Here is a 16747-nt window from a genome sequence, read left to right as displayed (position 1 = left end):
ATTCGGAAGGCAAGGGCGGCATCTACAATTTCGTCACCAAGCGTGGCGACTGCCGCGGCGACCGCTCCAAGATTTCCTGGACCCAGGTCGAGACCGGGTCCGCAATCACCTGGAAATATCCGAGCTGCATCTTGCGCGGCGACAATTCGAGCGGCGAGTTCTATTCGATCGCGATCTCGAACGGCTTCCAGCAGGTCGATAGCGGCACCAAGATGATCCACCTCGGCAAGAACACGTCGAGCCGGATCATCTCCAAGGGCATCGCCGCCGGCAAGTCGCAGAACACCTATCGCGGCCTCGTCACCGCGCACCGGAAAGCGACCGGCGCGCGCAACTTCACCGCCTGCGACTCGCTGCTGATCGGCGACAAATGCGGCGCACACACCGTGCCGTACATCGAGGCCAAGAACTCCTCGGCGACGTTCGAGCACGAAGCGACGACCTCGAAGATCTCCGAGGACGTGCTGTTCTACTGCATCCAGCGCGGGCTCAGCCAGGAAGAAGCGGTCGGCCTCGTCGTCAACGGCTTCGTCAAGGACGTGCTGCAGCAACTGCCGATGGAATTCGCGGTGGAAGCGCAGAAGCTGATCTCGATCTCGCTCGAAGGGTCGGTCGGCTAGCTCGGACCTCATCCTGAGGAGGCCGCCAAAGCGGCCGTCTCGAAGGATGGATACCGGAAAGATTGGTGGCCTCAATCCTTCGAGACGCGCCTTCGGCGCTCCTCAGGATGAGGGGATAGATGGAAAGACATTATGGCTTTGCTTGAAGTGAAAGACCTCCAGGTTCGTGTCGAGGAGCGTGAGATCCTCCACGGGCTGACGCTGACCGTGAACGAGGGCGAGATCCACGCCATCATGGGACCGAACGGCTCCGGCAAGTCGACGCTCTCGCACGTCATCGCCGGCAAGCCCGGCTATGAAGTCACCGGCGGCCAGATCCTGTTCAAGGGCGAGGACCTGCTGGAGATGGCCGCCGAAGAGCGCGCCGCCAAGGGCGTGTTCCTGGCGTTCCAGTATCCGGTCGAGATTCCCGGCGTCGCCACCATGAACTTCCTGCGCACGGCGCTGAACGCCCAGCGCAAGGCACGCGGCGAGGAGGAATTCTCGACCCCGGACTTCCTCAGGAAGGTCCGCGAGGTCTCGAAGTCGCTGAACATCCCGCAGGATATGCTCAAGCGCGGCGTCAATGTCGGCTTCTCCGGCGGCGAGAAGAAGCGCAACGAGGTGCTGCAGATGGCGCTGTTCGAGCCCAGCCTTTGCATCCTCGACGAGATGGATTCCGGCCTCGACATCGACGCGCTGCGCATTGCGGCCGACGGCGTCAACGCGCTGCGCTCGCCCAAGCGTTCGATGGTCGTCATCACCCATTATCAGCGGCTGCTGAACTACATCGTGCCCGACGTCGTGCACGTGATGTCGAAGGGCCGCGTCGTGAAGAGCGGCGGCAAGGAACTGGCGCTGGAGCTGGAAGCGTCCGGCTACGCCCAGTTCGAGGATGCCGCGTAAGGATTGTTTGCAATGAACGTTGCTGTGGCAAAGACCGGAAAGGGCCGCGCGGTGAGCGATCTCTTCACCAGCGCCGAGGGCCGGCTGCCGGGTTCGCCTGGGATCACCGCCGTGCGCCGCGAGGCGTTCGAGACCTATGAGCGTCTCGGCCTGCCGCACCGCCGGATCGAGGAATGGAAATACACCGACCTGCGCGCGCTGGTCGGCGAGGTGCTGCCGCTGGCCGCCGCGCCCGATGCCGCCGCGCTGAAACGCGCCGCGGACGCCGTGAAGGCGCATGCGATCGACGGCGCCCACAAGCTGGTGCTGGTCGACAGCGTGCTCGCGGCCGATCTGTCCGACGTGAAGGCGCTTGCTTCCGAGGCAGGCTTCAAGACTCTGCGAGAGACGCTGGAGAAGGACGCAGATCTCCTGAAGACCGCGACCGTTGACGCCGTGATCGCGCTGAACGCGGCGATGGCGACCGACGGCGTCGTGCTCTCGATCGCCGACGGCGTCCAGTTGTCCGCGCCGATCCAGATCATTCACATCGCAACCGCCGCATCGGCTTCCGCGTTCAGCCGCTCGCAGGTCGCGGTCGGGAAGGGCGCGCGCGCCACCATCGTCGAGACTTTTGTCGCGGCGGGCGCCAGCGCCTACCAGGTCAACGACGCCGTCATCGTCTCGGTCGGCGACAATGCCGACGTCGCGCATATCCGCCTGATGGACGACGCGCCTGACGCGGTGAACGTGACCTCGCACTTCGTCACCATCGGCGCCAACGTGAAGTACAATTTCTTCAACATGACCACCGGCGCTGCGGTGAGTCGTCTGCAGGGCTTCATCACGTTGGCAGGCGAGGGCAGCGAGCTCTCGGCCAATGGCGTCAATTTGTTGCAGAAGACCGAGCATGGCGACACCACGCTGGTGGTCGACCACGCCGTGCCGAACTGCGTCAGCCGCGAAGTTTTTCGCGCGGTGATCGACGATCGCGCTCATTCGGTGTTCCAGGGCCGCATCATCGTCCGTCCCGACGCGCAGAAGACCGACGGCAAGATGATGACCCGCGCGCTGCTGCTTTCGGACGAGGCCGAGGCCGACAACAAGCCCGAGCTCGAGATCTTCGCTGACGATGTCTCCTGCGGCCACGGCGCCACCGCCGGTGCGCTCGACGACAGCCTGCTGTTCTATCTGAAGGCGCGCGGCCTGCCGGAGAAGCAGGCCCAGGCGCTGCTGATCCAGGCTTTCGTGGGCGAGGCGATCGAGCAGATCGCCGACGACAATCTGCGCGAGCACGTGATCGGCATTGCCGAGCGCTGGCTGGAGCGGCGATCATGAGCACGCATCCGGCAGTCAAGAACGGCGCCTATGACGTCGCGCGCGTGCGCCAGGATTTTCCGGCGCTTGCGATGCAGGTCTACGGCAAGCCGCTGGTCTACCTCGACAACGCCGCCTCGGCGCAGAAGCCGAGCGCCGTGCTCGAGCGCATGACGCAGGCCTACACCAGCGAATACGCCAATGTGCATCGCGGCCTGCATTACCTCGCCAACGCCGCGACCGAGGCCTATGAGGGCGGCCGCACCAAGGTGGCGCAGTTCATCAACGCGCCTCGAACCGAAGAGGTGATCTTCACCCGCAACGCGACGGAGGCGATCAATCTCGTCGCCTCGTCCTGGGGCGGGCCGAACATCAAAGAGGGCGACGAGATCGTCATCTCGATCATGGAGCACCACTCCAACATCGTGCCCTGGCATTTCCTCAGGGAGCGCCAGGGTGCCGTGATCAAATGGGCGCCGGTCGACGACGAGGGCAATTTCCTCATCGACGAGTTCGAGAAGCTGCTGACATCGAAGACCAAGCTGGTCGCGATCACGCAGATGTCCAACGCACTCGGCACCATCGTGCCGGTCAAGGACGTCGTCAGAATCGCCCACGCGCGCGGCATTCCCGTGCTGGTCGACGGCAGCCAGGGCGCCGTGCATCTGCCGGTCGATGTCCAGGACATCGGCTGTGACTTCTACGTCTTCACGGGCCACAAGGTCTACGGTCCGACCGGCATCGGCGTGCTCTGGGCCAAGTACGACCATCTCGTCGCGATGCGTCCCTTCAACGGCGGCGGCGAGATGATCCGCGAGGTCTCGCGCGATGTCGTCACCTACGGCGATCCCCCGCATAAGTTCGAGGCCGGCACGCCGGCGATCGTCGAGGCCGTCGGCCTTGGCGCGGCCATCGACTACGTCAATTCGATCGGCAAGGAGCGCATCGCCGCGCACGAGGCCGATCTCACCGCCTACGCCCAGGAGAAGCTGCGCGAGATCAACTCGCTGCGGCTGATCGGCACGGCACGGGGCAAGGGCCCGGTGATCTCGTTCGAGCTCAAAGGCGCGCACGCCCACGACGTTGCCACCGTGATCGACCGGCAGGGCATCGCGGTGCGCGCCGGCACCCATTGCGTGATGCCGCTTTTAGAGCGGTTCAACGTCACGGCCACCTGCCGGGCCTCGTTCGGCATGTATAATACGCGGGAAGAAGTCGATCATCTGGCACAGGCGCTGTTGAAGGCGCGGGATTTGTTCGCATGAGTGACACGGCCGAAATCAAAGCAAGTCCGATGGAGACCCATTCGGCGCTGCCGCCGGAGGAGACCGAGCGCTTGACCCGCGAGATCATCGCCGGGCTCAAGACCGTGTTCGATCCGGAAATCCCGGCCGACATCTACGAGCTCGGCCTGATCTACAAGGTCGAGATCAAGGACGACCGCTCCGTCGACGTCCAGATGACGCTGACGACGCCGAACTGCCCGGCCGCCGGCGAGCTGCCGACCATGGTCGAGAACGCCGTTGCCAGCGTGCCCGGTGTCGGCGTGGTCGACGTCAAGGTCGTCTGGGAGCCGCCGTGGTCGCCCGAGCGCATGAGCGACGAGGCCCGCCTCGTCCTCAACATGTGGTGACGCGTAACGCCTGCTTTGAATCCTCGGCATTGAATTCGCGCCGCAACGGACCACATCATTGACATGACCCAGATCTCCTCAGGCTCGACCCCAGCATCCGCCCCGAAGCCGCGGCGTCCGCGCCCGCAGGTGATGCGGCTGACGGATGCTGCCGCCCAGCGCATCACCGAGCTGACCCAGCGCGCCGATTCCGAGATCGTCGGCCTGCGCGTCGGCGTCAAGAACGGCGGCTGCGCGGGTCAGTCCTATACGGTCGAATATGCCCACGAGATCCGCCCGACCGACGAAGTCGTCGAGGACAAGGGCGTCAAGATCCTGGTCGATCCCAAGGCCGTGCTGTTCCTGCTCGGCACCGAGATGGACTACAAGGCCGACAAGATGCAGGCCCAGTTCGTCTTCAACAACCCCAACCAGATCTCCGCCTGCGGCTGCGGCGAGTCGGTCGAGCTGCGCCCGGCCAAGATCGACGGGTAAGCGGCTTCTCAATACTCTCGTGTCCCGGACGCGCTGCAGCGCCCTTGCGCTGCTGCGCAGAGCCGGGACCCACGTTATAGTCATCGGTGCAGAAGACTGGGCCCCGGCTCAGCAGCGCATCGTTACACGCTGCGCTGCGTCCGGGGCACGAGGGTGCCCATGGACCGCGAATTCCTGACCGATCTTTTCGCCGATTTCGGCCCCGTCACCATCCGCAAGATGTTCTCCGGCCACGGCATTTCCGCCGACGGCGTCAATTTCGCGCTGTCGCTGCGCGCCGGCCTGTTCTTCCGCGCCGACGAGGCGACCATTCCTGATTTCGAGGCGGAAGGCTCAAAACCGTTCCAATATTCGACTCGCGCCAAGACCGTGGTGGTCAACTCCTATTGGGAGCTGCCGGCGCGGCTGTTCGACGATTCCGATGATTTCGTGCGGTGGGCGAGGGCGGCACTCGCCGCCGCTCAGCGCGCCAAGGTGAAGGCGCGGCCGAAGGCGAGGAAGGCAGCGGTGAAGAAGACGGCGAGCAGGCCTGCGAAGAAGATCACGCCGAAGAAGCCCGTAGCGAAAAAGCGGTCGGCCAAGAAGAAGGTCTCGTGGCGGTCGGCCAAGAAGGCAGCCAAGAAGAAGGTCTCGTAGGCTGGGCAAAGCGCAAGCGTGGTGCCCACCAATTGTTGATGTCGTGGGCACGGCGCTTCGCGCCTTTGCCCACTCTACGAGACCTTACTCCACAGCCTTCGTCAAACCGACCCTCATATCCTTGGCCGTGAATACGCAGACGCCATCCGCGAGCACGCGTCCGTCGGCAATTCCGAGCACCAGCTTGCCGCGCCGGACCATGCGCATTGCGACCTCATAGCGCACGCGGCGGACGTTTGGTGTGATCTCGCCCGTGCACTCGACCTCGCCGACGCCAATGGCGCGACCCTTGCCCGGTGAGCCCGACCAGCCGAGCCAATAGCCGACCATCTGCCACATGGCGTCGAGCCCCAACGTTGGCGGCATCAGCGCGTCGCCGCGATAGTGGCAATCGAAGAACCATTGGTTTGGCGCGATATCGAGCTCGCCGACGACATGGCCCTTGCCGAATTCGCCGCCGTCCATGCTGATTTCCGTGATGCGATCCATCATCAGCATGGGCGGCGCCGGCAATTGCGCATTGCCGGGGCCGAAATAGCCGCCGTCGCTCGATCTCAGCAGTTCGTCCCGCGTGTAGGACGGTTGCGGCGAATGGAAATCGTGGGGGTTGGGCAAGACGACAGGTCCTCGCGGTCGGGCGCCGTGGGCGGCGAGGACCATGTCGTTCGTCAGGTTGGAAAGTCAAGCGCGGGCAATTTGCGGCGAGCTGCGTCCGTCACGCCACCCGGCTGTGGGTCTCGACCGCGTATTCCGGATCGGCTTCGCAGATCACGCGGTTGCGGCCGTTGCGCTTGGCGGCGTAGAGGCAGGCATCGGCGCGCTCGATCAAGGCGTCGGGGTCGTCGCCCGGCTTGAGCATGGAGACGCCGACCGAGATGGTGACGCGGCCGAGGATCTCGCCGGTGGACTTCTTCTTCAATTCCTTGGCCATCACCGCGCGGCGGATGTGGTCGGCCACCGTGAGGGCCTGACGCAGTGCGGTGTTGGGCAGCACGACCGCGAATTCCTCGCCGCCATAGCGTGCGGTGATGTCCTGGCCCTTGATGGTCTGCTTCAGCGACAGGCCGACGAGCCGCAGCACCTGGTCGCCGGTGAGATGGCCGTAGGAATCGTTGAACGACTTGAAGTGATCGATGTCGAACAGGAGCAGCGACAGCGGCTCGCCCGAGGCGAGCGCGCTCTGCACGGCCATGCCGATCATGCGGTCGAAATATTTGCGGTTGCCGAGGCCGGTGAGCGGGTCGGTCAGGCTCTCGGCGCGGATCGCCTCCAGGCTCTGCTGGAGATTGCTGATCTCGTTCTTCGACAGCGTCAGGCGGTCTTCCAGCGCCTTGTTGGTCTCGCGCATCTCGGTGGTGGAACGCAGCAGCGTTTCGACGATCGCCTTGATCTGTTCGCGGCTCTTGGCCGACGACAATTTCGCGGTCGCGCCGGACAGGCTGGCATCGTACGAGCCGGTCATGCCGAGTGCGTCGCTCAAGACCCTCATGACGTCGTCGATCTCGCCGATGACGCGCGCGCCGACCTTGTCGATGCGATCGGTGGTCTTGATGTGGGAGAGATAGGTCTCGTAGATCTGCTCGAGATCGGCTTCGGTCAGCTTGCCGCTGCGCGCCAGCGTCTCGTTGACGATCTTGTTGAGCGGCGCGTTGTAGCCGGTGGCGTAGACGTACCAGATCTCGTAATTGCGGGGAATCGCCGTCTGGCGAAGCGATCGGATCTGACCGAGCGCCACTTCGGCGAACGCCATCGTGCGTTCGTGTTCGTCGAGAACCTTGACCACGGAACATACCCCACAGCGGTCGGTGCGCCGACGACCGCAGCAATGCTTAAATTATGTTCGTAGGCTAACGGACGATCGTGAACGCCCCGTAAATATACGTTCACGAAGCGTCTAAAAACGTGTACTTCCCATTTCCGCAACTGAAACCTGGCGCGCGTCAGGCGCCGGCGGGGGACGAGCGCACGGGCCGGAGCAGGAACGCCGGCAGATGCGAATGATCGCCCGGCTCGGTATCGGCCTCGCGCTGGCGACGGGGCTCGGGACGGCCGATCGAGGGCACATGCGACGGATTGGCCTGCTGGCGCGCGCCGTGACGTGGCTCGGATGATTGCCTGGCTTCGCGGGTGGGCCTTGCCTCGCGCGCGGGCCGTGCTTCGGGGGCGGACCGTGCTTCGGCTGAAGGCTGGGCCTCGCCGCGCGCCTCGCGCGGCTCGTGGCTGCGCTCACGCCGCTCGCCGCGCAGCGGCTTGCCGCGTCCGCCGCGTGAACGTTCGCGGCCACGCGCCTCGCGCGGGCGCTCGGTTCCGTTGGAGGATTCAGTGTGGATTTCAAAATCGCCTTCGGCGCGCGGAATGCTCTGGCCGATCAGCTTTTCGATCGCCACCATCGACTTCTGGTCGAGTGGCGTCACGAGCGAGATCGCCATGCCGGTGCGGCCGGCGCGGCCGGTGCGGCCGATGCGATGGACGTAATCGTCGGCGTGATGGGGAACGTCGAAATTGAAGACGTGGCTGACCTCGGGAATGTCGAGGCCGCGGGCGGCGACGTCGGAGGCAACCAGCAGCGGCAATTCACCCTTTCGGAACTGTTCGAGTGCCGCCGTGCGGGCCGACTGGTCCATGTCACCGTGCAACGCGCCGACACTGAAGCCGTGCTTCTGCAGCGATTTGTGAACGATCGCGACTTCGCGCTTGCGATTGCAGAAGATGATCGCGTTCTTGAGGTCCTTGGCCTCGCGCAGCAGGCGGCGCAGCAGTTCGCGCTTCTCATGCGCCTCGCGCCCGGCAGGTACCTGGGCCTGCGTGACGGTGACGGCGGTGGTGGCGGGCTTGGAGACTTCGACTTTCTGCGGATTGTGCAGGAACGCTTCGGTGATGCGCCGGATTTCCGGCGGCATGGTCGCGGTGAAGAACAGGGTCTGCCGCGTGAACGGGACGAGCTTGCAGATGCGCTCGATGTCGGGGATGAAGCCCATGTCCAGCATGCGGTCGGCTTCGTCGATGACGAGCAGCTCGACGCCGGTGAGCAGGAGGCCACCGCGCTCGGTATGGTCGAGCAGGCGGCCGGGGGTTGCGATCAGCACGTCGACGCCGCGCGTCAGCTTGGCATCCTGGTCTCCGAAGGAGACGCCGCCGATCAGCAGGGCGACGTTGAGCTTCTGGCCCGCGCCGTAGCGGTCGAAGTTTTCCTTCACCTGCGCCGCGAGCTCGCGGGTCGGCTCCAGGATCAGCGTGCGCGGCATGCGTGCCCGGGCGCGACCCTTCTCGAGGATGGTGAGCATCGGCAGCACGAAGGCCGCGGTCTTGCCGGTGCCGGTCTGGGCGATGCCGAGCACGTCCTTGCGTGCGAGGACGTGGGGGATCGCCTGTTCCTGAATGGGGGTGGGGGTGGTGTAACCGGTGGCCGCCACTGCGGCGAGGACTTTTTCGGACAGTCCGAGATTTGAAAAGGACATTGAGCCTCTGGTCGAAACCGCCGTTCGGAATCGAGGGTAATAAGGCTGTCGCGTTCCACCCCGAAACGGCGCGCTCTCAAAGAAGCTGGGGGTGCTGACTCACGCGAACAAAGCGCCAGGCTCAAGAATCGGTCTTCGATCTGAACCGCGTCGACCCGGAACATAGGCGGGAATCGGCCAAAGTCAATGGAGCGGGCGCGGGAAGGCCCTAAAAAACCTGAGGTTTTTACCAAATAGCGGGCGCGACTGGGGTTTTCCGCCCAGCTCGGCGCCCCGCCCGGAGCCGCCAAAACGGCCGCTAGTGCCCCTCCGAGCCCTGCGCCCGAAAGTCACCGGGGGCCATGCCGTAGGCGGCGTTGAAGACCCGGTAATAGGTCGCGAGGCTCTCGAAGCCACAGGAGGCCGCGATATCGGCGATCAACCGCTCGGGCGCCTCGCGCATCAGGCGGCGGCTCTGTTTCAGCCGTTCGTCCGTCACGGTCTGCGAGAAGCTCTTCGCCGCGGTCTCGAACAGCATGTGCAGGTGGCGCACGGAAACCCCGAGCTCGTCGGCCACCGTTGCCGGCGCCAGATCCGGGTCTTGCAGGTGGCGTGCGATCAGGTGGCGGGCCTGCGAGAGGCGGGCGGTCCGCAGCGCGGCCTGTCCGCGCCGGCTGCCGGGCCTGACGATGCCGCGCTCGATCAGGGCGAGGTGGGCGAGGGCCTGGACGAGCGACGTCGCATCATGCGCGCCGTTATGCGCGGCCTCGTTGAGATCGGCAAAGCAGGCCCCGAGCAGGGGCGTCAGGGTGGGATCACCGAACGTCCGGGGCGAAAGCTCGCGCACCCGCTTGTCCTGCGCCGGAATGCTGCTCACGGGGATCTTGAGGATGCGCAGGTGGAAGCCCCCGGCGCCCAGCGGCGCGGTGCGGTAGGGCAGGTCGGTATGGCTGGTGGCGAAGCTGCCGTTGGCGATCGCAAAGTCGCTCCCGCGCATGCCGCCGAACCAGCCGCCGCTGCCGAGCTGCTGGTAGACGCAGATGGCATCTCCCGGCGCGTAGGCGATGTCGGAGATGCTGCGCTCGACCGTGTAGGACGAGGCCTTCAACTCGACGAGGCCGGCGCCGCCGAGCTGGCGCAGCGAGAATTCGCCGAAGAAGTCCGCGCGCCGTTCGCGTTCGAGCTCGGCGGTGACCCCGAACAAGCCCTTGGAGCGCACTTCGCGCCAGTAGTCGAAGCGATCTTTCGGCTCGACCTCGTCGGTACACCAGCGATACACGGCAGCCCCCGCTTGCAGCGCAATTGCCCTAGAAAGAGCAGATTCCGCGGGAATCTGCCATAGCCAGATCATGGAACCGGAGCCGCGGGTCCCTTGAACCGCCGTTACGTCTGGGCCGACTATCACACAGCGGCAGGGGGTCCAATGAACTGCCGTTCGAAGGATGCGGCCTCTCCGCCGTTCTGCAACGGGAAACTTGCGATGACGCGTCGGCTTTTCAGAATTCTGGCGGCCCTTGGCCTCGCGGCGAGCCTCGGCGGCTTTGCGCTTCCCGCTCATGCCGAGAAGCGCGTCGCGCTCGTCGTCGGCAACAACGATTACAGGAACGTTCCAAAACTGCTCAAGGCGGTCAACGACGCTCGCACCATGGGCGATACGCTGAAGCAGCTCGGCTTCTCGGTGATGGTGGCCGAGAACCAGAGCCGGCAGCAATTCTCCGAGACGCTGCTCGCCTTCGACAAGGCGATCGAGCCCGGCGATACCGCGTTCTTCTTCTACGCCGGCCACGGCTTCGAGATCGCGGGCCAGAACTATCTGCTGCCGACCGACGTGCCGGCGGCGACGGAAGGGCAGGAAGAGCTGGTGCGCGACGCTTCCATCCTGGCGGATCGCATCATCGAGCGCCTGCAGAACAAGAAGGCGCGGACCTCGATCCTGGTGTTCGACGCCTGCCGCAACAACCCGTTCGAGCGCAAGGGCACGCGCGCGGTCGCCGGCGCCGGCGGGCTCGCGCCGATGACGCAGCTGCCTGAAGGCGTGTTCTCGGTGTTCTCGGCCGGTCCCCGCCAGACCGCGCTCGATCGTCTGTCCAATGACGACGCCAATCCCAATTCGGTGTTCACGCGCACCTTCGCCAAGGAGCTGCTCAAGCCCGGCGAGAACCTCGTGCAGGTCGCGCAGCGTACCCGCCGAGCCGTCAGTGAGATGGCCGATACCGTGAAGCACAGGCAGGTGCCGGTGTATTTCGACCAGATGGTCGACGACGTCTTCCTCAGCGGGGCGGCGAAGGATGCCGCCGCGCGGCCGGACGATCCGCCGCCGCAGAAGCTCGCGGCGCTCCCGCCGGTGTCGGTGCCGAAGATGCCGAAGGAGGAGGCCACCAATGCGCCGATCGCGAGCTTCTCGCGGCACAATGGCGGCTGGAGCGTGGTGTTCTCCTTTGCCGACCCGACGCTCGGCATTTCCTGGCGCATGGCCGGCAAGGGCGATTTCCGCGAGACCGGCTTCATCGACACGCTCGATCCGCGCACGCGCAAGCGGATGCCGAACCCGTCGATCGAGCTGCCGCCGGATGCGCAGGCCGGCACCATCGAGGTCCGCTATGTCGATCAGTCCGGCGACATGCAGGGGCCGTTCCCGATCCGGTTCGATCCCGAGGCCGCATTGATCCGCGACCAGCGCAAGATCCTGGACATGACGGCGACGAGCTGGCTGTCGTTCCGCGAGTTCAACGGGCTGCTGGTCTACTACACGCACCTCGTGTCCTACCGCTGCGCCATCCGCGAGGTGCGTATCGGCATCGACACCGCCGTACCCAACCAGGTGCTGAAGATGCCGCCTTGCGACATGCGCGACCCCAGCGCGATCACCGCCGGCATGCCGCTCTACATGAAGCTCGCCCCGAGCACCCAGTCCGTCTCGGTGGAGCTGACCTATCGCGACGGCAGCGTGTCGGAGATCAAGAGTTTTCGCAGCGCGAACCGCAGCAACAATTGAGGGCGTTCGGTATCGCCTGCGTCGTGGCCGTTAGAGCGGTGGGGTGACCCAATGAGGTGACGCTCTCCTGAAGAGGGTGGCCCTCTGCCTCGAAGGGCGTGGACGGAATTAGATCGCACGGCTTCATCGGCTCGTGCTAACGGCAGGGATGAAGATGATCCAATCGCCTCACTTTTTCTCTCTTGCCGCCATGCTGCTCGCGACGACGCCGACGGTCGCCGCAGAGCAGATGACTGTCGAATTTTCATTCCGGGGATCGCGAGGCTGCAGCAGCCTTTTCCCAAATCCGGAGCTGCGACTGCACAACGTTCCGGCCGGCACGAAGTCGATCCTCATTCAATTTCGCACAGGCAATCGTGAGATGGGGGGCCAGAAAATTGCTCTCCCACCCAAGGGCGTCGTGCCACAGGACAGCATCCGGACCTTTGGCCCATGCGCTCCGGGCGTCTATACCTACGACGTCATCGCCCAATCCGCGACGGGCGAAACGATCGCCAAGGCAGAGAATTCGGAGCCTTTTCCGTTTATGCAATGACCTTCGGTTTCCGAAGCGCGTGAATATTTCGATCTCTGGATTTGGTCCGCACGTCGTTGCGGGCCTTTTTGCTGCCCTGAGAGGGAGCCCACGGGCGAAGGAACAACTCCTTGGTCACCTGGTTTGTTGGTCAAACCAGGGAGACGATCCATGATCCGCAAGTCCATCCTCGTAGCCTTCACATGTGCCGCGCTTTCGACAACCGCTTTTGCGCAGGGAGGCGGTGGGGGCGGAGGAGGAGGCGGTGGTGGCGCGGGCAGCGGCGGCGGTGCCAGTGCCGGTACGGGCACCGGCGGCGCCAGCACGGGATCTGCGGCCAGCTCGGGAGCCGGAATGGGCACATCACCAAGCAGCGCCAATTCCGGGCCGTCGGCTCCTTCAGGGATGGGGATTCATGGCACCACCACGGGGGCCAACGTCAATACCAACAACAGCCAGAGCACCCCGAACGTTCAGCCGCCGATTGCGAACGGCACGTCGCCGACAGCGGCGCAAGCTGAGCGGAATGCCGGTGTCGGCCATGCGTCCAACGGCTTGCCGATCGGCAGTCCGGGCACCGGGACCAGCAATGAAGATCAGAAATAGCCGGGCGTGTTTTCCACGAAAGGCCCGCGCAGTGCGGGCCTGTTTGTGGCGTGAAGATAGCAATCGGGCCATCCTGAATAGATTGGCCCGATCCGTTCGTCGGTCGTCGCAGGCAAGGTTAGGCCCGCGGCTCGCTCTCTTCCGAGTCGCGGGTTCGGCGGGTGCGCAGATAGACCAGCGCGATGTTGATGGCCAGCCAGGCGGCCACGCCTGCAAGCAACCATGCCACGTTGAACGTTCCCTCTGATCGCCCTTCTGGGTCGTATTCCTCCTTAGCAACAACCGACCGCAGGATCTATTCCCGGGATCGGGCCCGCCGGCTTGATCCGGGCTGCCGGCCGGCGTCGGACGTCGCGTATCCAGATTCAGGCGTCAAACAAACGGAATTGGCGCTACATTGGCTGCCGTCGCATGATCGATACTCGCATCGCGGACCTTGACCGCATGACATCCGACCAACAATCGAACCGAACCAAACGGGTCCGCTGCTGCATCGTCGGCGGGGGACCAGCCGGCATGATGCTCGGCTATCTCCTGGGGCGCGCCGGAATCGAGGTGGTGGTGCTGGAGAAACACGCGGATTTCTTCCGCGACTTCCGCGGCGACACCGTGCATCCCTCGACGCTTCAGGTGATGGACGAGCTCGGCCTGATCGACGGCTTCCTGAAGCTGCCGCATCAGCGCCTGCAGAAGATGGACGGTCTGTTCGGCGGTACGCCGGTGCGCATTGCCGATCTTTCCCGGCTCCACACCAAGTACCCCTTCATCGCCTTCATGCCGCAATGGGATTTCCTGAATTTCCTGCGCGAGGCAGGGCGGCGCTTTGCTTCGCTCGAGGTGATGATGAATACCGAGGCGGTCGATCTGATCCGTCGCGGCGAGACCATCGCCGGCGTGCGGGCAAAGACGCCCGACGGCATCGTCGACATCGAGGCCGATCTCACCATCGCCTGCGACGGCCGGCATTCGACGGTGCGCGAGCGCGCGGGCCTCGCCGTCGAGGAGATCGGCGCGCCGATGGACGTGCTGTGGTTTCGCGCCGGCCGCAAGGCCGACGAGACGGAGAACGTGTTCGCGCGCGTCGAGCCCGGCAAGATGATGATCACCTTCGATCGCGGCGATTATTGGCAATGTGCCTATGTCATCGCCAAGGGACAGCACGAGGCGGTGAAGGCGAGGGGACTGCAGGCTCTGCTCGACGACGTCGTGCGCATGGCGCCGATCCTCAAGGCAGGCATCGCGGACGTGAAGAGCTTTGACGACGTCAAGCTGCTGACGGTTGCGATCAATCGCCTGGCGCGCTGGACGCGGCCGGGCCTGCTGTGCATCGGCGATGCCGCGCATGCGATGTCGCCGGTCGGCGGCGTCGGCGTCAATCTCGCCGTGCAGGACGCGGTCGCGACTGCCAATCTGCTGGCGGACAAGCTGCAGCACGGTTGCCCGTCCGAGGACGAACTCGATGCGGTCCGCCGCCGCCGCGAGTTCCCGGTGAAGATGACGCAGCGCATGCAAAGGGTCGTGCAGAACAACATCATCAGCGGCGCCCTGTACGGCGGCGATCGGCCGCTGAAGGTGCCGCTGATCGTGCGCCTCATCACCGCGCTGCCGTGGCTCCAGGGCATTCCTGCGCGGCTGATTGGGCTCGGCGTGCGACCCGAGCACGTGCAGTCGAAGGCGGCCGCGAGATCGTAGCGTCGCAATTTGGTAGGGATAACGCCGCGTTAAATCGCGCGCCCGGCGTTGCGCGTTGGCAACAGCGCCGACGCATCTGCACGTCGGTGCGGGCCGATGCGCCGCGTTAACTCTGTTGATTCCAATTTTAGTAACGTGCGTCTGTGACCGTGCGCCCATCAAAGGACACGGGGTGTACCATGCGTAACAAATTGATTGCCGCCTTCGCCTGCACGACCGCTCTGGTTTCGACGGGCGTGGCCTCCGCTGCCGATCTCGGCGCGCGTTACACGAAGGCGCCCGCTTATGTCGAGCCGCTGTTCAACTGGACCGGCTTCTATGTCGGTGGCCACATCGGCGGCGCATGGACCAACGAGCAGTTCATCAACAACGGGAATACGTCGACCTTCGGCGACCTCGGACCGGGCCAGGGCTTCCGTCAGCGCAACTCGGGTGTCATGGGCGGTGCCCAGATCGGCTACAATTGGCAGGCCAACAACTACGTGTTCGGCATGGAAGGCACCATCTCCGGCCTCGACAACAAGGGCTCGTTCACGAACACCGTATTTGGCCTCGGCCTTGACGATCAGTTCAGCTGGCGCGCCAACGTGCTGGCGACCATCGTCGGCCGTGCGGGCTTCGCGGTGCAGAACAACCTGTTCTACATCAAGGGCGGCTACGCCGGCGTGAACAACCGTCTTTCGGTCGTCGACAACGTGCCCAACCCCTCCACGGGCTCCGGCGGTCAGACTCATTGGCACAACGGCTGGACCCTCGGCGCCGGCTGGGAATATGGCGTCACCCGCAACTGGATCGTCGGTCTCGAATACAATTATGCGGCCTTCGGCAGCCAGACCTATCAGCTCGGCGGCACCTCGGGCAGCTACACCTTCGACACCAAGCCGCGCGACATCCAGTGGGCCGTCGTGCGCGCGAGCTACAAGTTCGACGCACCGGTCATCGGCCGCTACTGAGCACGTCAACGAACGACCAAGCACCAACAAAAGACGAGGACTGCCAAACTTCGAGAGCCCCGGCTTCGCCCGGGGCTCTTTTTTGCGTCTGGAAAACGTCAGGCTGACGGACCTTTGCGTGATTCAAATACCACTTTGTCCCGAATAGCGCACGGGAACCCGCGAGGCGGGCGGATTGGCCTCGCAACCCGACAGGCGCGATGTATAGAATCATGCTGGACACTTTCCATTTCTTGCAGCTTTTTCTGGAGCAACACCGATGAAAAAGGTTTTGGTTTTCGCAGGAGTGATGTCCCTTCTGGTCGGCGCGCCCGGCATCGCGACGGCAGCCGACATGGCGGTCAAGGCCGCGCCCGTCGCGGTGTATAACTGGACCGGCTTCTACATCGGCGGGTTTGGCGGATATGGCTGGGGCAATCACGATCGTCTCAACGACGCCGGTTTTGCCAATAGCTACAGCTCAAGCGGGCCCATCGCCGGCGGCCTCGCCGGCTACAACTGGCAGATCAGGAATTTCGTGCTCGGTGTCGAAGGCGATCTCGCCTGGGCGGACATCAAGGGCGACGACAATTTCGTGGGCGGCACCCGCGACGAGACCACGCTGCGCTGGGTCGGCACCATTCGCGGCCGCGCCGGCATTGCGTTCAATAAATGGTTGTTCTTTGCGACGGGCGGCTGGGCCTATGGCGAGCAACGCCACGTGAACACGAATCTCGGCGTCGGCATCGACGCCTTCTCGTCGAACACCAGCGGCTGGACCGCGGGTGCGGGCGTGGAATATGCATTTGCTCCGAACTGGCTCGGCAAGGCCGAGTATCGCTACTACGATTTCGAGCGCTTCTCCCGCGGCGGCGCGCCTCTGGCAACGCCCAACGGCAATGTTCCCTACAGCGTCGCCAGCCAGTACCAGACGGTCACGGTCGGCGTCAGCTACAAGTTCGGCGGCCCCGTGATGGCGAAGTACTGATCGCGCGTAGCAAGAGCGTGCGCGCATGAACGGAGCCCC

At 64.6% G+C, this 16747-nt stretch carries 17 protein-coding genes; 13 read left to right on the top strand and 4 right to left on the bottom strand.

What is annotated here, in order from left to right; all coding sequences use genetic code 11:
- From TSA1_RS35760 to TSA1_RS35730, 7 genes are all read left to right on the top strand, one after another.
- Nucleotides 1–620 (top strand): SufD family Fe-S cluster assembly protein (locus TSA1_RS35760; RefSeq protein ID WP_174719369.1); only part of this gene is annotated, 620 nt, incomplete at its 5' end.
- Between the two features lie 132 nt (nt 621–752).
- Complete coding sequence (sufC, locus tag TSA1_RS35755) at nt 753–1505, top strand: Fe-S cluster assembly ATPase SufC (protein WP_100180415.1); 753 nt, start codon at nt 753–755, stop codon at nt 1503–1505.
- Between the two features lie 12 nt (nt 1506–1517).
- Nucleotides 1518–2822, top strand: a complete 1305-nt coding sequence (gene sufD / locus TSA1_RS35750) for a Fe-S cluster assembly protein SufD (protein WP_100180414.1) — start codon at nt 1518–1520, stop codon at nt 2820–2822.
- On the top strand, nt 2819–4066 hold the full coding sequence (locus TSA1_RS35745; RefSeq protein WP_100180413.1) for a cysteine desulfurase: 1248 nt from the start codon (nt 2819–2821) through the stop codon (nt 4064–4066). The genes sufD and TSA1_RS35745 overlap by 4 nt, the downstream gene beginning before the upstream one ends.
- Nucleotides 4063–4434, top strand: a complete 372-nt coding sequence (locus tag TSA1_RS35740; protein WP_100180412.1) for an SUF system Fe-S cluster assembly protein — start codon at nt 4063–4065, stop codon at nt 4432–4434. The genes TSA1_RS35745 and TSA1_RS35740 overlap by 4 nt, the downstream gene beginning before the upstream one ends.
- 63 nt (nt 4435–4497) lie before the next feature.
- On the top strand, nt 4498–4908 hold the full coding sequence (locus TSA1_RS35735; protein ID WP_100180411.1) for a HesB/IscA family protein: 411 nt from the start codon (nt 4498–4500) through the stop codon (nt 4906–4908).
- 159 nt (nt 4909–5067) lie between these two features.
- A complete protein-coding gene (locus tag TSA1_RS35730) occupies nt 5068–5544 on the top strand; it encodes a TfoX/Sxy family protein (protein ID WP_100180410.1) in 477 nt (158 codons plus the stop codon).
- An 84-nt stretch (nt 5545–5628) separates the two neighbouring features.
- Here TSA1_RS35730 and fabA read toward each other — a convergent pair whose 3' ends face one another.
- The 4 genes from fabA to TSA1_RS35710 all read right to left on the bottom strand — a co-directional run bounded on the left by fabA (nt 5629) and on the right by TSA1_RS35710 (nt 10260).
- On the bottom strand, nt 5629–6159 hold the full coding sequence (gene fabA, locus TSA1_RS35725; RefSeq protein WP_100181529.1) for a bifunctional 3-hydroxydecanoyl-ACP dehydratase/trans-2-decenoyl-ACP isomerase: 531 nt from the start codon (nt 6157–6159) through the stop codon (nt 5629–5631).
- Nucleotides 6160–6259: 100 nt separating this feature from the next.
- Nucleotides 6260–7327, bottom strand: coding sequence for a GGDEF domain-containing protein (locus TSA1_RS35720; protein ID WP_100180409.1), 1068 nt, complete (start codon nt 7325–7327; stop codon nt 6260–6262).
- A gap of 157 nt (nt 7328–7484) precedes the next feature.
- On the bottom strand, nt 7485–9002 hold the full coding sequence (locus tag TSA1_RS35715) for a DEAD/DEAH box helicase (protein WP_100180408.1): 1518 nt from the start codon (nt 9000–9002) through the stop codon (nt 7485–7487).
- Between the two features lie 298 nt (nt 9003–9300).
- Entirely contained in the window at nt 9301–10260 is a 960-nt protein-coding gene (locus tag TSA1_RS35710) for a helix-turn-helix domain-containing protein (protein ID WP_100180407.1), read from the bottom strand.
- Between the two features lie 201 nt (nt 10261–10461).
- Between TSA1_RS35710 and TSA1_RS35705 the strand changes: the two genes are divergently transcribed.
- From TSA1_RS35705 to TSA1_RS35680, 6 genes are all read left to right on the top strand, one after another.
- Nucleotides 10462–11976 carry a caspase family protein gene (locus TSA1_RS35705; protein ID WP_174719228.1) on the top strand — a complete coding sequence of 505 codons (1515 nt, stop codon included), beginning with the start codon at nt 10462–10464 and terminating at the stop codon, nt 11974–11976.
- A gap of 148 nt (nt 11977–12124) precedes the next feature.
- The gene (locus tag TSA1_RS39455) at nt 12125–12511 is read left to right on the top strand and encodes a hypothetical protein (RefSeq protein ID WP_161497300.1); all 387 of its coding nucleotides are present in this window, start codon (nt 12125–12127) and stop codon (nt 12509–12511) included.
- Nucleotides 12512–12661: 150 nt separating this feature from the next.
- Entirely contained in the window at nt 12662–13096 is a 435-nt protein-coding gene (locus tag TSA1_RS39450; protein WP_161497299.1) for a hypothetical protein, read from the top strand.
- Between the two features lie 444 nt (nt 13097–13540).
- Nucleotides 13541–14788 carry an FAD-dependent oxidoreductase gene (locus TSA1_RS35690; protein WP_100181528.1) on the top strand — a complete coding sequence of 416 codons (1248 nt, stop codon included), beginning with the start codon at nt 13541–13543 and terminating at the stop codon, nt 14786–14788.
- A gap of 179 nt (nt 14789–14967) precedes the next feature.
- Nucleotides 14968–15741, top strand: a complete 774-nt coding sequence (locus TSA1_RS35685; protein WP_100180404.1) for an outer membrane protein — start codon at nt 14968–14970, stop codon at nt 15739–15741.
- Between the two features lie 259 nt (nt 15742–16000).
- Complete coding sequence (locus TSA1_RS35680; protein ID WP_100180403.1) at nt 16001–16708, top strand: outer membrane protein; 708 nt, start codon at nt 16001–16003, stop codon at nt 16706–16708.
- Nucleotides 16709–16747: the final 39 nt, after the last annotated feature.

This window comes from Bradyrhizobium nitroreducens (assembly GCF_002776695.1).
Taxonomy (GTDB): Bacteria; Pseudomonadota; Alphaproteobacteria; order Rhizobiales; family Xanthobacteraceae; genus Bradyrhizobium; species Bradyrhizobium nitroreducens.
The sequence above is the reverse complement of the archived record's forward strand: the minus strand, read 5'-3'. Positions and strand labels throughout refer to the sequence as shown.